Genomic DNA, 13271 nt, shown 5'->3' on the forward strand with positions numbered 1-13271 from the left:
GTTTCCGTGTCGCCTTGCGAGCCGGCAAGCCAGACGGTTCCAGCCGGACGAAATAAAGCACCGAAATGCCATCTTCAGCGCAAAACTGTGAAGCAGCCAACAAGCCTGCCGACCGCTCGACGGCAAACGCGGCCCGGCGAAACGCCTGCCGACCCTGTTATTATCGACGCACTTTGTCCGCCATGCTGGCCAGCAATTAAGTCAGCCCGATCCAGAGCCCGAACCATGAGCAGCGAAAAAACCAACCAATCCTGGGGCGGCCGCTTCAGCGAGCCCGTAGACGCCTTCGTCGCCCGCTTCACCGCCTCGGTGGAATTCGACAAGCGCCTGTACCGCCACGACATCATGGGCTCCATCGCCCACGCCACCATGCTGGCCAAGGTCGGCGTGCTCACGGATGCCGAGCGCGATGCGATCATCGACGGCCTCAAGCAAATCCAGGGCGAGATCGAGGCCGGCACCTTCGACTGGCGCGTCGACCTGGAAGACGTGCACATGAACATCGAGGCGCGCCTGACCGACCGCATCGGCGTGACCGGCAAGAAGCTGCACACCGGACGCAGCCGCAACGACCAGGTGGCCACCGACATCCGCCTGTGGCTGCGCGACGAGATCGACCTGATCCTCACCGAGATCACCCGCCTGCAGCAGGGCCTGCTGGAGCAGGCCGAGCGCGAAGCGGAAACCATCATGCCCGGCTTCACCCACCTGCAGACCGCGCAGCCGGTGACCTTCGGCCACCACCTGCTGGCCTGGTTCGAGATGCTCTCGCGCGACTACGAGCGCCTGGTCGACTGCCGCAAGCGCACCAACCGTATGCCCCTGGGCAGCGCCGCGCTGGCCGGCACCACCTACCCGATCCAGCGTGAAATCACCGCCGAGCTGCTGGGCTTCGACGCCGTGGGCGGCAACTCGCTGGACGGCGTATCGGATCGCGACTTCGCCATCGAATTCTGCGCCGCCGCCTCGCTGGCGATGATGCACCTGTCGCGCTTCTCCGAAGAGCTGGTGCTGTGGACCAGCGCCCAGTTCCAGTTCATCGACCTGCCGGATCGTTTCTGTACCGGCTCCTCGATCATGCCGCAGAAGAAGAACCCGGACGTGCCCGAGCTGGTGCGCGGCAAGACCGGCCGCGTGTTCGGCGCCCTGACCGGCCTGCTGACCCTGATGAAGGGCCAGCCGCTGGCCTACAACAAGGACAACCAGGAAGACAAGGAACCGCTGTTCGACGCCGCCGACACCCTGCGCGATTCGCTGCGCGCCTTCGCCGACATGATCCCGGCGATCAAGCCCAAGCACGCCATCATGCGTGAAGCGGCGCTGCGCGGTTTCTCCACCGCCACGGACCTCGCCGACTACCTGGTGCGCAAGGGCCTGCCGTTCCGCGACTGCCACGAGATCGTCGGTCATGCCGTGAAGTACGGCGTCGACAGCGGCAAGGACCTGGCCGAGATGAGCCTGGACGAACTGCGCCAGTTCAGCGACCAGATCGAGCAGGACGTATTCGCCGTGCTGACCCTGGAAGGCTCGGTGAATGCCCGCAACCACATCGGCGGCACCGCACCGGCACAGGTGCGCGCGGCAGTGGCGCGCGGTCGCGAACTTCTCGCCAGCCGCTAAGCGAGGCCTTGGAGAAACCGGGAAAAGGAGTTCCCATGGGTGAATTGTTGCTGCGCGGCTTGGCGTTAGTCGCCGAGATCGTGCTTGAAATTATCTTCGGCTACGTCTTCTACAGCACCGGCTGGCTGGCTCTACGACTATTGAGTCTTGGCCACTACCCGAAGCTGCCGCTGCGCGTGGCCGACCCTACGGGTTCGCGCAGCGCCTGGGTCGCCGCATTCGGTTTTATTTGCTTGCTATTCATACCGGTGGCCTGGCTAACACTCACTTATGGTTGATCCCATGCCCCTGAGCGCCATCCCAACCAAAACGATCACCCCTGGCCGTCGCATATCGGTGGTCGGCTGTTCCGGGGCAGGCAAGAGCACCTTGTCACGCCGCCTGGCCCAGCGCCTCGGTTATCGGCATGTCGAACTCGACGCCTTGTATCACCAGCCTGGCTGGCAGCCGCTGCCGACCGAGCAGTTTCAGCAGCTGACCTGCGAGGCGTTGCAGGGCGACGACTGGGTCGCCGAAGGCAACTATTCGGCTGTACGCCCAATGGTGCGCGAGCGCTCGGACATGGTCATCTGGCTCGACCTGCCACGTCACAAGGTGATGCGCCAGGTGATCTGGCGCACCCTGCGCCGGTTGGCGACACATGAAGAATTGTGGAACGGCAACCGCGAACGTTGGGGCAATCTCTTCCAACTGAGCCCGCGACAATCAATTCTGGCTTGGACGTGGACTCGTCATCCGGTATACCGGCAACGCTATAGCGAGGAAATGCTTCACACGCCGCCCTCCTGCCAGTACCTGCGCTTGGACTCACGTCAGGCCGTAGAGAACTTCCTGAATAGCTTGCCGCCACACTAATACATTCCCTTTCCGGAATTTCTTTCCATGACCCTGAATATCCGCCCCGCCACCCCCGACGACGCCGAGTTGATCCTGCGTTTCATCACCGATCTGGCCATCTATGAGAAGGCTGAGCACGAGGTGAAGACCGATGCCGCCGGCATCCGCGACAGCCTGTTCGCCGACGGCAGCACCGCTCACGGCCTGATCTGCGAACACGACGGCGAGCCCATCGGCTACGCGGTGTATTTCTTCAACTACTCCACCTGGCTGGGCAAGCACGGCCTCTATCTGGAAGACCTTTACGTCAGCCCCGAGGCGCGTGGCCTGGGCGCGGGCAAGGCGCTGCTGCGCCACCTGGCGCAACTGGCCGTGGCACGAGATTGCGGCCGTTTCGAATGGTCGGTGCTGGACTGGAATACGCCCGCCATCGACTTCTACGAATCCTTCGGCGCCCGCCCACAAAGCGAATGGACGACCTATCGCCTGGCAGGTCAGGCACTGCTGGACTTTGCCGCAGGCTAAGACACAGGCGCCTGGCTACGGCAGTAAGGCTAATCTAAGGTAACTACCATCGCCTCCAGCGACACGGACCATCATGCGCATACTACTTGCGTTGCTCAGCCTATTTGCTCCGGCACTGACTGCAGCGACACCTGTCGCCATTCCGGCCAATGCGTCTTGGCACCTGCAGCTCGATGGCAAACTGCAAATACCCAATCGCCTGGTCTACGACATTGATCTTTACGACACCCCCAAAAAAACCATCACCAACCTCAAGGCGGGTGGCCGTATCGTCATCTGCTATTTCAGTGCGGGCACCTGGGAAGACTGGCGAAGCGACGCGCTGGCCTACCCCGCGGCAGCGCGTGGCAAAGCGTTGCCTGACTGGCCTGGGGAACACTGGCTCGATTATCGCCGTAACGATGTACGGCGACAGCTCGCCAAGCGTCTGGACCTGGCTGTCGAGAAGGGCTGCGACGGTGTCGACCCCGACAATGTGGACGGCTACAGCAATGACAATGGACTCGGCCTGACCGAAGCCCAACAGATAGACTTTAATCGGTGGCTAGCCAGCGAAGCGCATAAGCGTGACCTGAATATAGGACTAAAGAATGCGGTGGAACTGCTGCCCGCGCTCGGTGACTACTTCGACTTTGCCGTCAATGAGAGCTGCTATCGCTACAACGAATGTGACGGTTACAGGCACATGCGCAGCCAGGGCAAGCCGATTTTCATTGCCGAGTATCGCGTCTTCAAGAAAGACCTTTGTAAGCGGGCTGCAAACTCCGGCTTTCGCCTGCAGTTTTTCAAACTCAGTCTAAAGGGCGTTGGCGTCCCCTGCGACTGAAACTGCGAGGCGCGCGTATCTGCCGCGAGCTGACGATCGCTGTTGGATAACCTCGGGAGAGCTCTCTTGTAGCATTTTCGAGTTCAGCTGTCAGAGTGGTGGATACCCGAATATCAAGGTTGCGTTGCCCTCCAGGCCGATACGAAGACTGCCGCGTTATAGCCTACGTCAGCCGCACTCATGCCCGGTTTGTACAGCGCAGAGCCCAAGCCAAAACCGCTGGCGCCCGCCTCGACGTAAGCGGCCATCCCCGCTGGGGTAATACCACCGACCGGTAGCAGGGCGATGTCACGAGAGAACACCGCGCGCCAGGCTTTGATGATCGACGGGTTGAATTGCTCGGCGGGAAACAGCTTGAGCACCTGAGCACCGGCCTCCAGCGCGGCGAAACCTTCGCTCGGTGTGGCCACCCCCGGCGAGCTGAACAGCCCGGCGCGGCGTGTCGCGCGAATCACATCAGGGTTGCAGTTTGGCGACACGATCAGGCGCCCACCAACCTGCGCCACCTCCTCGACCTGCGCTGCGCTGAGCACGGTGCCTGCGCCGATCAGTGCGCGATCGCCCAGTTCAGCAGCCAGCAAGCCGATGCTCTGCAGCGGCTGCGGGGAATTCAGCGGGATCTCTATCAAGCGCAAGCCTGCCTCATAAAGCGCCAAGCCTATGGGGACGACCTCCTGGGGGGTGACGCCGCGCAGAATGGCGATCAGCGGCAATTGCTGCAGGTAGGAATCAGCCATGCTGGGTACTCCTCGAAACGGCGGCGGGCGATGCGGTGACAAGAAAAGCGGCACAGGCCAGGTTCCAGAGGCCCACGACCCCGGCGTTTTCCAGGATGCGTACGGAGTCCACGTTGAAGCGAGCCAGAGCCAATCGATAACGCTCACACAGGCGCGCATCGCCAATCAGCACCAGCGGCGGACAGAAGCCATCCGCAAGGCTGGCGAACACACTGCGCAGCTCCTCGCCGATCAGCAACCCGGAGAGATAATCCAGACTTTGGTTCGCGCTCAGCCGGTCGGTGAGAAAAAGACTGCGGGTGCTGAACAGGCGACCGGAAATACCTTCGGCACCGCTCTGCCGAGCAGTATCGAGCCCGAGCAAGAACGCCGCATCACTAGGCTCGCTCCCATGCTCGCGGGCCGGACGACCAAGAATCGAATGGTCACGTAAAACGGCGAACAGCTCGCCTGTCATGTAGGTCGCGAAGTGGCTGATCGCGCCGTCGCGCACCGTGACCCATTTGCTGTGGGTACCCGGCAAAACCAGCAAGGCGTCGTCACCTAGTTCAGGGGCCATTTGCAAAGCACCGAAGACCTGGGTTTCTTCACCCCGAATCACGTCGGGTAACGCGCCTGCATCGAGCACTCCGGGCACCAGATGCAGCGTGCCGCAGGCAGTATGCAAAGCGAGCAACCCATCGACCAGGTCGCTCGCCGTAGCCGGGCATACGGCGTAGGGTACCTCGCGCCAGCCCTGGCGGCTGCCAATCATGCCGCACGCCAGCGCAGGCAGCTCCGGCCATTGGCGATACCAGTCACCAATCAACTCTTCATAGGCGCGAGCGAAATCGCCATCCGGCGTGTGCTGTATGCCCCATGGCCGAGCCTGCGAAGCCAGCACCCGGCCGCCCTCGCCGAGCAGATAAGCGCGTAGCGATGAGGTACCCCAGTCGAGGGCGATCAGCCGCGGCACGTGGCGTTCGGTCATGAGGCACTCCAGCCCAGTTCGCGGGAAATGGCGACGGCGCAAGCCGTTACGTCCGGGCGCAACTCGTGCAGGCGCGCTTGCGGCATATAGGGGACGGCACCGGCAACACTCAGCGCAGCGACGATCTGCCCGCTCGCATCGCGCACTGGCGCGGCAACACAGCGCACGCCCAGCTCGTTTTCTTCCAGATCGAGACTGAAACCGCCCTTGGCATAGTCCTTCATCAGGTCGCGAAACTCGTCCCAGGGCGTAAATACCTCGCGCAAGCCAGACAGCCCGGCACGTTGGCGCAGGCCCTGCTCATAGAGTTCCGACCACTGCGCTTCGTTCAGGTCGAGCATCAGCGATTTGCCAATACCCGTGAGCGCCAGGGGCATGCGCAGGCCGATCCGCGAGCGCATTTCCAGGCCGCGACTGCTCGGCAGCTTCTCGATGTAGAGCACGTCACCGTCCTCACGCACCCCCAGGTGCACGGTGTCCTGCGTTAACCGTGCCAGGGCCTGCAAATGCGGGCGCGCGATATTCGCCAGGGGCATCTGCGCGCGGGCCTTGTAGCCGAGTTCGATGAGCTTTGGGCCAAGCTGATAGCCACCAGCGCTACCGCCAATGGCACGCAAATGCCCGGCCTGCACCAGCGCGCTGATCAGACGATGAGTGGTGCTGCGCGTGCAGCTAATGCGTGCACCGATATCGGCGAGGCTACTGGCCCCCTGCGCAACCGCGTCGATCACAGCCAGACCTCTGAAAAGCGCCTGGGCACCCGTGGGGATCGGGTTGTTGTTTTTATCGGACATAGGGTTCTCCTGAAGATTAACTCTAGTCGGCCTCCCCCTAACTCTCAATATGCGAAATAAGCTCCCACAATATAGGAGTTAATAATGCCTGGAATTCCGCATGGCCAGTACGCACTCACGCTGTCAAACTGAACGCTCTTTCCAGAGACATGGAACCCGTACCTTGAGCACCATCGACGAGCAAGAAGACGAAGATTTCGCCGAAGCAACCCTGATTCAGGCCATCGAAAATCAATTGGAAAGTGGCGAGCCGGCCGCAGCCAAGGCGGTGTACAACAAGCTGACGCTGGTCGGCTACGAACGAGAGGAGATTCTCGAGTTGATGGCACTGGTCCTGGCTCATGAAGTCGACGCCATGCTGCGCGAGGACCGCCCCTTCGATGGCGCCTGGTACGAGCAGGCCCTGCGCGCGCTGCCCGAGTTGCCGGAAGAAAACTGAGCGAGGATTGACCCAGGCCACTGGTCGGGCCAGCCGGCAGATTGCTACTGTCAGCGCCAGTCCCGTCCGAGAAGGTATCGCCTTCAATGGCCTGCCCGCCGTCCCGCATCGCTGTATTGCTCACCCAACTGCTGGCACTGCTCTGGGTCGGCGCCGTGCTGGCCGATACGCCCCGCATCGGCGCCGAGGACGACTGGCATCCCTACACGGCATGGCGCAACGGGCGGATCGAAGGTATGTCGGCGGACATAGTGCGCGCCGCCTTCGCCGCCAGCGAATCGCCCATCGAACTGACGCCCTACCCCTATTCGCGGTGCATGGAACTGGCACGCTCGGGCAGCCTGGCAGGCTGCTTCAACACCACACCGGACTCGACTATCCGCGCCGGGTTTCTGTTACCGCAGGAGATGCTGCTGAGCGACGACATTCTGCTCTGGGGCCATCCCGACGCCGACGCGGTCGATGACCTGAACGCCATCCGCGGCAAACGCGTGGCCGTCACCATCGGCTACACCTATGGCGAGTACTTCGACGGCTATGCGGATATCCAGCGCATCGCCGTGCGCCGCGACATCAACGGTTTTCTCATGCTGCAACATCATCGCGTGGACTACGTGATCGCCTTTCGCGGCACCACCGAAGCGCTGCTGCGCGACAACCCCGAGCTGGCCGGCGAGTTCAAGGCGTTGGCGCGGGTACATCGACCGCGACTCTATCTGAGCTTTTCCCGTCATCACCCGCAGGCAGCGGCCTTGATGCGGGATTTCGACGAAGGTATGCGCCAAATCAGGCAGGACGGCACTTACCAACGGATTCTCGCCAACTGGCAACTTGCCGATGGGCAGAGCGCGCTGCAAGGCCCTACACTGCAAGAGCGCCATCACAACAAGACGGAGTCACCATGAAGTCATTCAACGCTGACCTGATCGACGAGCTGGAAATCCTCGCCCTGTACAACCTGGACAACCATCAGGAAGGGCTGAAGGTGCACAACAACGCTTCATTCAAGGCACAGGGCGCCATTACTCGCCTCTACGAAAAAGGCCTGGTGAGCCAGGCCGATGGCGGCTATCTGACCAGCCTGGGCATTGACGCAGCCGAGCATGCGCAGGCGCTGCTGACCATTCTTTCGGCCCGCCAGACCGCTCCCGCCTGACCCCCAGAGCCCGGCGGCCGATACCCCTTCGATCAGCGTCGACACAGCGGGCGGGTGCGAGCGGCGCCCTGCCGAGAATCGGAACGGCGCGCACGTTAAGCGCCTTGTCCCGCGGCGGGGCTCGTGCGAAATATTGCAGCCTTAACTTATCGACATAACCGGCCGCTCTTCAGAGAGCGGCAAGGTGGGCGATATAGCGTGCAGATACTGCTCTGACGAGCACGCCGCTGATAGGCTTGCAGCACCCGCAGTAGAGTTCGAGCATGACGCGCACGCAGGAAATACGTCCCGATATCGATGACGGCATCGACCGCAAGGTGCTGGCGCAGCTGCGTGCGCGTTTTCTGCAGATCAACCAGGGCCGCCTGCAGCGGGCCATGGAGGCGCTGTCCAGCCGTCAGCAACTGGTCCTCAAGCTGTTGCCGCTGCTGTTGCACGTCAACCATCCGCTGTTGCCCGGCTACGTCTCGGCCAGCACACCAGCCGGCCTCAGCGGGTTCGAGCCGGATGATGCCAGCCTTGCCGAGGTACAGCGCCTGACCCGCTCATTCGTCTACAAGCCGCGTCGAGGCCAGGGCGCCGCGCCGCTGCATGGCCTGTTCCTGATGGGCAGCCTGGGCACCGTGGCCCAGGCCGAGCAGAGCGATATGGACCTGTGGCTGTGCCACTCGCCCAATCTGACAACGCAGGAACTGCAAGACCTGCGTAAAAAATGCGATCAGCTGGAAGGCTGGGCGGCCACCCAGGGCGCCGAAGTGCATGTCTTTCTGGTCGACCCGCAACGCTTTACCCAGGGTGCACGCGAGGCGCAGCTGACATCGGACGACTGCGGCACCACCCAGCATTATCTGCTGCTCGACGAGTTCTACCGCACCGCGATCTGGCTCGGCGGACGCACGCCAATCTGGTGGCTGGTGCCGGTTTACGAGGAGGCGCGCTATCACGACTATTGCCGTACCCTGCTGAGCAAGCGCTTCGTGCGCGCCGAGGACGTACTCGACCTCGGTCATCTGGCGCACATCCCGCCGGAAGAGTTCATCGGCGCGGGCATGTGGCAGCTTTACAAAGGCATCGAGTCGCCTTACAAATCCGCCCTCAAACTGCTGCTCACCGAGGTTTACGCCAGCGAACACCCGAAGGTCGAATGCCTGGCGCTGCGCTTCAAGCAGGCCGTATTCGAGGGCAGGCTGGACCTCGACGAACTCGACCCCTACATCGTCGTTTACCGCCGCCTGGAGGAATACCTCAGCGCACGGGGTGACCTGGAGCGGCTCGAGCTGATCCGCCGCTGCCTGTACCTGAAAGTGAACAAGAAGATCAGCCGGCCGCCGACCCGCGGACGCGCCAAGAGCTGGCAGCGCCTGCTGCTGGAACGCCTGACCGGCGAGTGGGGCTGGCAGACCCGCCAGCTCAGCGTGCTCGACAGTCGCAGCCAGTGGAAGGTGCGCCAGGTCGCCGCCGAACGGCGCGTACTGGTCAATGAGCTGACCTACAGCTACCGCTTCCTATCGCAGTTCGCCCGCAGCGCCCAGGCCGGCAGCTCACTGAACAACCGCGACCTGAATGTGCTGGGCAGGCGCTTGTACGCCGCGTTCGAGCGTAAAGCCGGCAAGGTGGAGTTCATCAACCCCGGCATCGCTCCGGACCTGGCCGAAGACACCCTGACCCTGGTCCGGTACCCCAACCCGGAGGCACCCAACGAAAATCTCTGGGCGCTGTTCAACGGCAGCCTTGGCGCTCAGGAATGGGCGGACTTCGCGCCGCTGAAGCGCTCACGCGAACTGATCGAGCTGCTCGCCTGGTGCCACCGCAATGGCGTGATCGACGCCAGCACGCGCCTGTCTCTGCACCCGGGTACCAGTGACCTGACCGAGAATGAGCTGTCCAACCTGATCGGCAGTCTGCAGCAGAGCTTCCCGTTGCCCCTGCAGCCGGTGGAGGAGGCCGCCCTGCTGCGCGCCAGCATTCCCGGTCAGGTTTTGCTGCTGGTCAATGTCGGCGTCGACCCGCTCAAGCAGCACAGCCAGATGAACGTGCACATGACCACCGGGCGCACCGATGCGCTGGGGTATTCCGGAGTCCGCGAAAACCTGGTGCTGACCCTCGATCAGGTCGTGCTCAACAGCTGGAACGAGTTGCAGGTCAGCCGCTATGACGGTCAGGACGCCCTGCTCGACTGCCTGCGCGATCTGCTCAACAGCCTGCCGGTGGGCGGCCCGCAGCCCAAGGTGGTAGTGCGCTGCTATTGCCGCAACCGTGCTCAACCCATTGCCGAACGGGTCGAGGAATTGCTGCGCGACCTGCTCGAAAGCTATGCGGACGGTGGCCAATCGCGCTTTCTGGTACAGGTGCGCCAGCATTACCACGTCCTGCAGCTGACGCCCGGCCAGGTCAGCCATTGCGCGTTGGACGATCTGCCCGCCCTGCTCGACCACCTGGGCGCCGAACAGGAGTTCTACAGCCCGCTGCGCCTGGACCGTCATGCACTCGATGGCGACGACCTGGCACTGATCCTGCCCATGGGTCGTCCGCACTGCATCCAGGTTTTCTACCGCCTACACGAGAGCAGTGGCGAAGCGGAACTGACTCTGCTCGATGAACGCAACGCCCTGTGGCGCCGGCGCCTGCCGTACAGCAACGAGCAGAGCCTGCTCACACCACTGCAGCGCTTCCTGCAGTCACTGCTGTATCGGCGCAACGCCATCCTGCCGCTCGACGGCAGCGACAACCAGCCCGCGCTGGAAATTCTCTACTATCAGCTGCTACCGGCTGCGCCGCTGCGTGCCCAGCGCCTCGAGCGCAGGCCGGCGCCAGAGGCGCAGGTCAGCCATCCGTTCTACGATGTGCAGGCCATCGTCGAGCCCGGCGACGGCCGCCAGCGCCATGTCACGCTGTACTGCAACCATCGCGAGTTCTCCGAGCTGGAATACAGCCGGGACCTCTACCGCGCTGTGGCCCTGCACATTCTCGCGCAACGGGCTGGCGGCGAACGCTACCCCTGTTACATCACGGACCTGGACCTCTCCGCCGTGCTGGCCGGTCGGCAGGCGCAGACTGTGTATTACCTGCGCTACAAGAGCGAGCTGGAAGATGCCTTGAATAACGCGCTACGGCACGGCATCTGAGGCTGCGGGGCGTGCAGATCAGCGGTCGTACTCGCCCGCTGCTTCCGGTTGGTATTCGACTTCGAGCAGGGTCAGCTTGAGCTGCTTGCCGCCAGGCGCCGGCCAGTCGATGTGCTGGCCGACGGACAGGCCAAGCAGGGCACAGCCGACCGGTGCGAGGATGCTGACTTTGCCATCGCCGCCTGCGTCCTGCGGGTAGACCAGGGTCAGGTGGTAATCCTTGCCGCTGCTCTCTTCGCGGCAGTGCACGCGCGAATTCATGGTCACCACTCCTGCCGGCACCTCGTCGTGCCCCACCACTTCGGCACGATCCAGCTCGGCCTGCAGCGCCTCGGCGCCAGGCCCGAACTCGTCCAGGCTGTCGAGCAGGCGCTCCAGACGCTGCAGATCGAGACGGGTAATGGTGATGGTGGGTGCGCTGTTCATGATGCCGGGCGGTCTCCTCGCGTAAGCCATAAAAAAGCAAAACCCCGCCCGAAGGCAGGGTTCGACTGAATGTCTTACCGACCCTAACACAGCCGGATAAATAAACAAGACTGGTGGGTCAATGGCCTTGCTGGCGCTGTTGCAAACGCTGTTGCGCGGCCAGGCAGATCGAGCGGCGCCGCGCGTTATCGGCTGCGCCCCAGTCGAGAATTTCCTGCAGGGTGCGGCCGCAGCCCAGGCACTGGTCGCGCTCGTCCAGGCAGCACTGGCGCCGGCACGGCGAGGCCAGCGGCGCCTCGCTCGGCTCAGAGCTCATCGAACTCCAGCTCGGCACCGCACTGCTCGAGGGTGATGCGCACCAGCATCTCGCCCAGTTGCTCGTCGCTGGTATCACAGATCCAGCGCCCTTCGTCTTCGTCGTAATCGAAGTGGAAGCCGCCGGAACGTGCCGCCAGCCACAGCTGACGAATCGGCTCCTGACGACTGAAGATCAGTTGGCTGCCATTGTCGAAACGCACCGTCAGCACACCGGCGCTGTTCTCCAGGTCGACGTCCAGACCGCTGTCGTCGAAGATGTCCTCCACCGCCTGCTGGGTGGCATCGACCAGGTCGTGAAAGCGGGCTTCGCTCAGGCTCATCGGGGTGTCCTCACTAGGTGCAGCGACTGCATGGAAATTAGCGGTAGATGCCAGACCAGGTTAGCCGGCCTGGGCACAAAGGTGGCGACGGTACTCGCCCGGACTCGTTCCCGTCCAGCGACGAAATGCACGCGCCAGCGAGCCAGGTTCGCTGAAGCCGACCAGAAAGGCGATTTCCGCCAGCTCCAGCGCCGGGTCGCGTAAGTAGTGCAGCACCAGCTGCTGGCGCGTTTCATCGACCAGCTGACTGAACGACAGCCCACCCTCACGCAGGCGCCGTTGCAAGGTCCGCGGGCTCAGCGCCAGGGCGGCAGCGATGGCTTCCAGGTCCGGCCCCTGCTCGGGTAGCTGGCGCGCCAACTCCAGGCGCGCGCGATCCAGCACGCTGTTACCCCGATTGAGCTCGACCAGCAGGCGATCGGCATAGGCATCGAGCATGCCGCGCACCTGCGCATCGGCCTGGTTCAAGGGCACCGCCAGCAAACGCCTGGGGAAGATCAGGGCATTGTCTGGCTGGTCGAACAGCACCGGGCAGCGAAAGATGCGCGCGTGCTCCGAGGTATCGGCCGGCGCAGGATGCTGGAAGCGCACCTCGGTCGGCGCGATGTCCAGGCCACTGATCCAGCGCCCGAAGCTCACCCAGCCGGCCAGGGTTTCCTCGCTCAGCTGGCGCTGCTGCTGCGCCAGCAAGGGCTGCCAGCTATGGGCAACCAGCGGCTCGCTGCCCGGTCGGGCGGGTTCGTCATCGAGCACTACCAGGCCCAGGTTACCAACCAGCGAAGCGTAGCGCGCCTGGCGGTGCAGCGCGTCAGCCAGGGTGGCGCAACTCATGATCAGGTAGCCGAGCACGCCGTAATAGCCCGGCCGCACCGACTCTCCAAGGTGCAGGCCCAGGTACTGATCGCCGGTCAGGCGCACGCCCTCGCCCAATAATGTCAGATAGGCACTGGCAGCGATGCGCTGATCACGCTGACTCAGTACTTCAGGGTTCAGTTGGGCATGGGCGAGCAGCACCTCGGGGGCTACCCCGTGGCGCTGCAGGTGTTCGACCAGCCCCTGCAAGTAGGCCACCGAGACCGAGCCGGCCAGAATCGCGGGATTGTCCATCGAGGCTCCTCGTCACTCGCCGCATGCTAACCCAAGCCGGCACGAATGCCTTCGGCGTGCACGCCAGACAG

16 protein-coding genes are annotated in these 13271 nt (G+C 63.3%); 9 read left to right on the plus strand and 7 right to left on the minus strand.

Going from position 1 to position 13271, the window contains the following annotated elements; translation table 11 throughout:
* The first annotated feature begins 225 nt into the window (after positions 1–225).
* The 5 genes from argH to DXK50_RS02660 all read left to right on the plus strand — a co-directional run bounded on the left by argH (position 226) and on the right by DXK50_RS02660 (position 3808).
* Positions 226–1620, plus strand: coding sequence for an argininosuccinate lyase (gene argH, locus DXK50_RS02640; protein ID WP_212629246.1), 1395 nt, complete (start codon positions 226–228; stop codon positions 1618–1620).
* A gap of 35 nt (positions 1621–1655) precedes the next feature.
* Positions 1656–1898, plus strand: coding sequence for a hypothetical protein (locus DXK50_RS02645; RefSeq protein WP_212629247.1), 243 nt, complete (start codon positions 1656–1658; stop codon positions 1896–1898).
* Between the two features lie 4 nt (positions 1899–1902).
* On the plus strand, positions 1903–2475 hold the full coding sequence (locus DXK50_RS02650; protein WP_212629248.1) for an AAA family ATPase: 573 nt from the start codon (positions 1903–1905) through the stop codon (positions 2473–2475).
* 27 nt (positions 2476–2502) lie between these two features.
* Positions 2503–2982: a GNAT family N-acetyltransferase gene (locus tag DXK50_RS02655; protein WP_161865666.1), complete on the plus strand. Its 480-nt coding sequence runs from the start codon at positions 2503–2505 to the stop codon at positions 2980–2982.
* Positions 2983–3055: 73 nt separating this feature from the next.
* Positions 3056–3808 (plus strand): endo alpha-1,4 polygalactosaminidase, encoded by a 753-nt coding sequence (locus DXK50_RS02660; protein ID WP_249186599.1) that lies wholly within the window; start codon positions 3056–3058, stop codon positions 3806–3808.
* A gap of 113 nt (positions 3809–3921) precedes the next feature.
* Here the strand turns inward: DXK50_RS02660 and DXK50_RS02665 are convergent, their stop codons facing one another.
* Genes DXK50_RS02665 through DXK50_RS02675 form a run of 3 tightly spaced genes read right to left on the minus strand, consistent with a single transcriptional unit; the run spans position 3922 to position 6309 of the window.
* Positions 3922–4545 (minus strand): 2-dehydro-3-deoxy-6-phosphogalactonate aldolase, encoded by a 624-nt coding sequence (locus DXK50_RS02665; protein WP_212629249.1) that lies wholly within the window; start codon positions 4543–4545, stop codon positions 3922–3924.
* Complete coding sequence (locus tag DXK50_RS02670) at positions 4538–5515, minus strand: 2-dehydro-3-deoxygalactonokinase (protein WP_212629250.1); 978 nt, start codon at positions 5513–5515, stop codon at positions 4538–4540. Before DXK50_RS02670 ends, DXK50_RS02665 begins: the two co-directional genes overlap by 8 nt.
* Positions 5512–6309, minus strand: coding sequence for an IclR family transcriptional regulator (locus tag DXK50_RS02675; protein WP_212629251.1), 798 nt, complete (start codon positions 6307–6309; stop codon positions 5512–5514). The genes DXK50_RS02670 and DXK50_RS02675 overlap by 4 nt, the downstream gene beginning before the upstream one ends.
* A 163-nt stretch (positions 6310–6472) precedes the next feature.
* Between DXK50_RS02675 and DXK50_RS02680 the strand changes: the two genes are divergently transcribed.
* The 4 genes from DXK50_RS02680 to DXK50_RS02695 all read left to right on the plus strand — a co-directional run bounded on the left by DXK50_RS02680 (position 6473) and on the right by DXK50_RS02695 (position 11029).
* Positions 6473–6748: a hypothetical protein gene (locus tag DXK50_RS02680; RefSeq protein ID WP_212629252.1), complete on the plus strand. Its 276-nt coding sequence runs from the start codon at positions 6473–6475 to the stop codon at positions 6746–6748.
* An 86-nt stretch (positions 6749–6834) separates the two neighbouring features.
* Entirely contained in the window at positions 6835–7653 is an 819-nt protein-coding gene (locus tag DXK50_RS02685; protein ID WP_212629253.1) for a substrate-binding periplasmic protein, read from the plus strand.
* Complete coding sequence (locus DXK50_RS02690; RefSeq protein ID WP_161865661.1) at positions 7650–7904, plus strand: TIGR02647 family protein; 255 nt, start codon at positions 7650–7652, stop codon at positions 7902–7904. Before DXK50_RS02685 ends, DXK50_RS02690 begins: the two co-directional genes overlap by 4 nt.
* A 263-nt stretch (positions 7905–8167) precedes the next feature.
* Positions 8168–11029: a class I adenylate cyclase gene (locus tag DXK50_RS02695; RefSeq protein WP_212629254.1), complete on the plus strand. Its 2862-nt coding sequence runs from the start codon at positions 8168–8170 to the stop codon at positions 11027–11029.
* An 18-nt stretch (positions 11030–11047) separates the two neighbouring features.
* On the opposite strand, the gene rnk is transcribed toward DXK50_RS02695, so the two are convergent.
* The 4 genes from rnk to DXK50_RS02715 form a co-directional block, all read right to left on the minus strand.
* On the minus strand, positions 11048–11455 hold the full coding sequence (gene rnk, locus DXK50_RS02700; RefSeq protein ID WP_161865654.1) for a nucleoside diphosphate kinase regulator: 408 nt from the start codon (positions 11453–11455) through the stop codon (positions 11048–11050).
* A 118-nt stretch (positions 11456–11573) separates the two neighbouring features.
* Positions 11574–11771 carry a DUF1289 domain-containing protein gene (locus DXK50_RS02705; RefSeq protein ID WP_161865653.1) on the minus strand — a complete coding sequence of 66 codons (198 nt, stop codon included), beginning with the start codon at positions 11769–11771 and terminating at the stop codon, positions 11574–11576.
* Positions 11761–12093: an iron donor protein CyaY gene (gene cyaY / locus DXK50_RS02710; RefSeq protein WP_161865652.1), complete on the minus strand. Its 333-nt coding sequence runs from the start codon at positions 12091–12093 to the stop codon at positions 11761–11763. The genes DXK50_RS02705 and cyaY overlap by 11 nt, the downstream gene beginning before the upstream one ends.
* A gap of 60 nt (positions 12094–12153) precedes the next feature.
* Positions 12154–13200: an AraC family transcriptional regulator gene (locus tag DXK50_RS02715; RefSeq protein ID WP_212629255.1), complete on the minus strand. Its 1047-nt coding sequence runs from the start codon at positions 13198–13200 to the stop codon at positions 12154–12156.
* Positions 13201–13271 lie beyond the last annotated feature (71 nt).

This window comes from Pseudomonas sp. KB-10 (assembly GCF_018221585.1).
In the GTDB taxonomy this organism is placed as follows: Bacteria; Pseudomonadota; Gammaproteobacteria; order Pseudomonadales; family Pseudomonadaceae; genus Aquipseudomonas; species Aquipseudomonas yangonensis.

Bases quoted from the DNA above. Each gene is read 5' to 3' on its own strand.
- argH (WP_212629246.1), top strand. From the start codon at position 226: ATGAGCAGCGAAAAAACCAACCAATCCTGGGGCGGCCGCTTCAGCGAG.
- DXK50_RS02645 (WP_212629247.1), top strand. From the start codon at position 1,656: ATGGGTGAATTGTTGCTGCGCGGCTTGGCGTTAGTCGCCGAGATCGTG.
- DXK50_RS02650 (WP_212629248.1), top strand. From the start codon at position 1,903: ATGCCCCTGAGCGCCATCCCAACCAAAACGATCACCCCTGGCCGTCGC.
- DXK50_RS02655 (WP_161865666.1), top strand. From the start codon at position 2,503: ATGACCCTGAATATCCGCCCCGCCACCCCCGACGACGCCGAGTTGATC.
- DXK50_RS02660 (WP_249186599.1), top strand. From the start codon at position 3,056: ATGCGCATACTACTTGCGTTGCTCAGCCTATTTGCTCCGGCACTGACT.
- DXK50_RS02665 (WP_212629249.1), bottom strand. From the start codon at position 4,545: ATGGCTGATTCCTACCTGCAGCAATTGCCGCTGATCGCCATTCTGCGC.
- DXK50_RS02670 (WP_212629250.1), bottom strand. From the start codon at position 5,515: ATGACCGAACGCCACGTGCCGCGGCTGATCGCCCTCGACTGGGGTACC.
- DXK50_RS02675 (WP_212629251.1), bottom strand. From the start codon at position 6,309: ATGTCCGATAAAAACAACAACCCGATCCCCACGGGTGCCCAGGCGCTT.
- DXK50_RS02685 (WP_212629253.1), top strand. From the start codon at position 6,835: ATGGCCTGCCCGCCGTCCCGCATCGCTGTATTGCTCACCCAACTGCTG.
- DXK50_RS02690 (WP_161865661.1), top strand. From the start codon at position 7,650: ATGAAGTCATTCAACGCTGACCTGATCGACGAGCTGGAAATCCTCGCC.
- DXK50_RS02695 (WP_212629254.1), top strand. From the start codon at position 8,168: ATGACGCGCACGCAGGAAATACGTCCCGATATCGATGACGGCATCGAC.
- rnk (WP_161865654.1), bottom strand. From the start codon at position 11,455: ATGAACAGCGCACCCACCATCACCATTACCCGTCTCGATCTGCAGCGT.
- DXK50_RS02705 (WP_161865653.1), bottom strand. From the start codon at position 11,771: ATGAGCTCTGAGCCGAGCGAGGCGCCGCTGGCCTCGCCGTGCCGGCGC.
- cyaY (WP_161865652.1), bottom strand. From the start codon at position 12,093: ATGAGCCTGAGCGAAGCCCGCTTTCACGACCTGGTCGATGCCACCCAG.
- DXK50_RS02715 (WP_212629255.1), bottom strand. From the start codon at position 13,200: ATGGACAATCCCGCGATTCTGGCCGGCTCGGTCTCGGTGGCCTACTTG.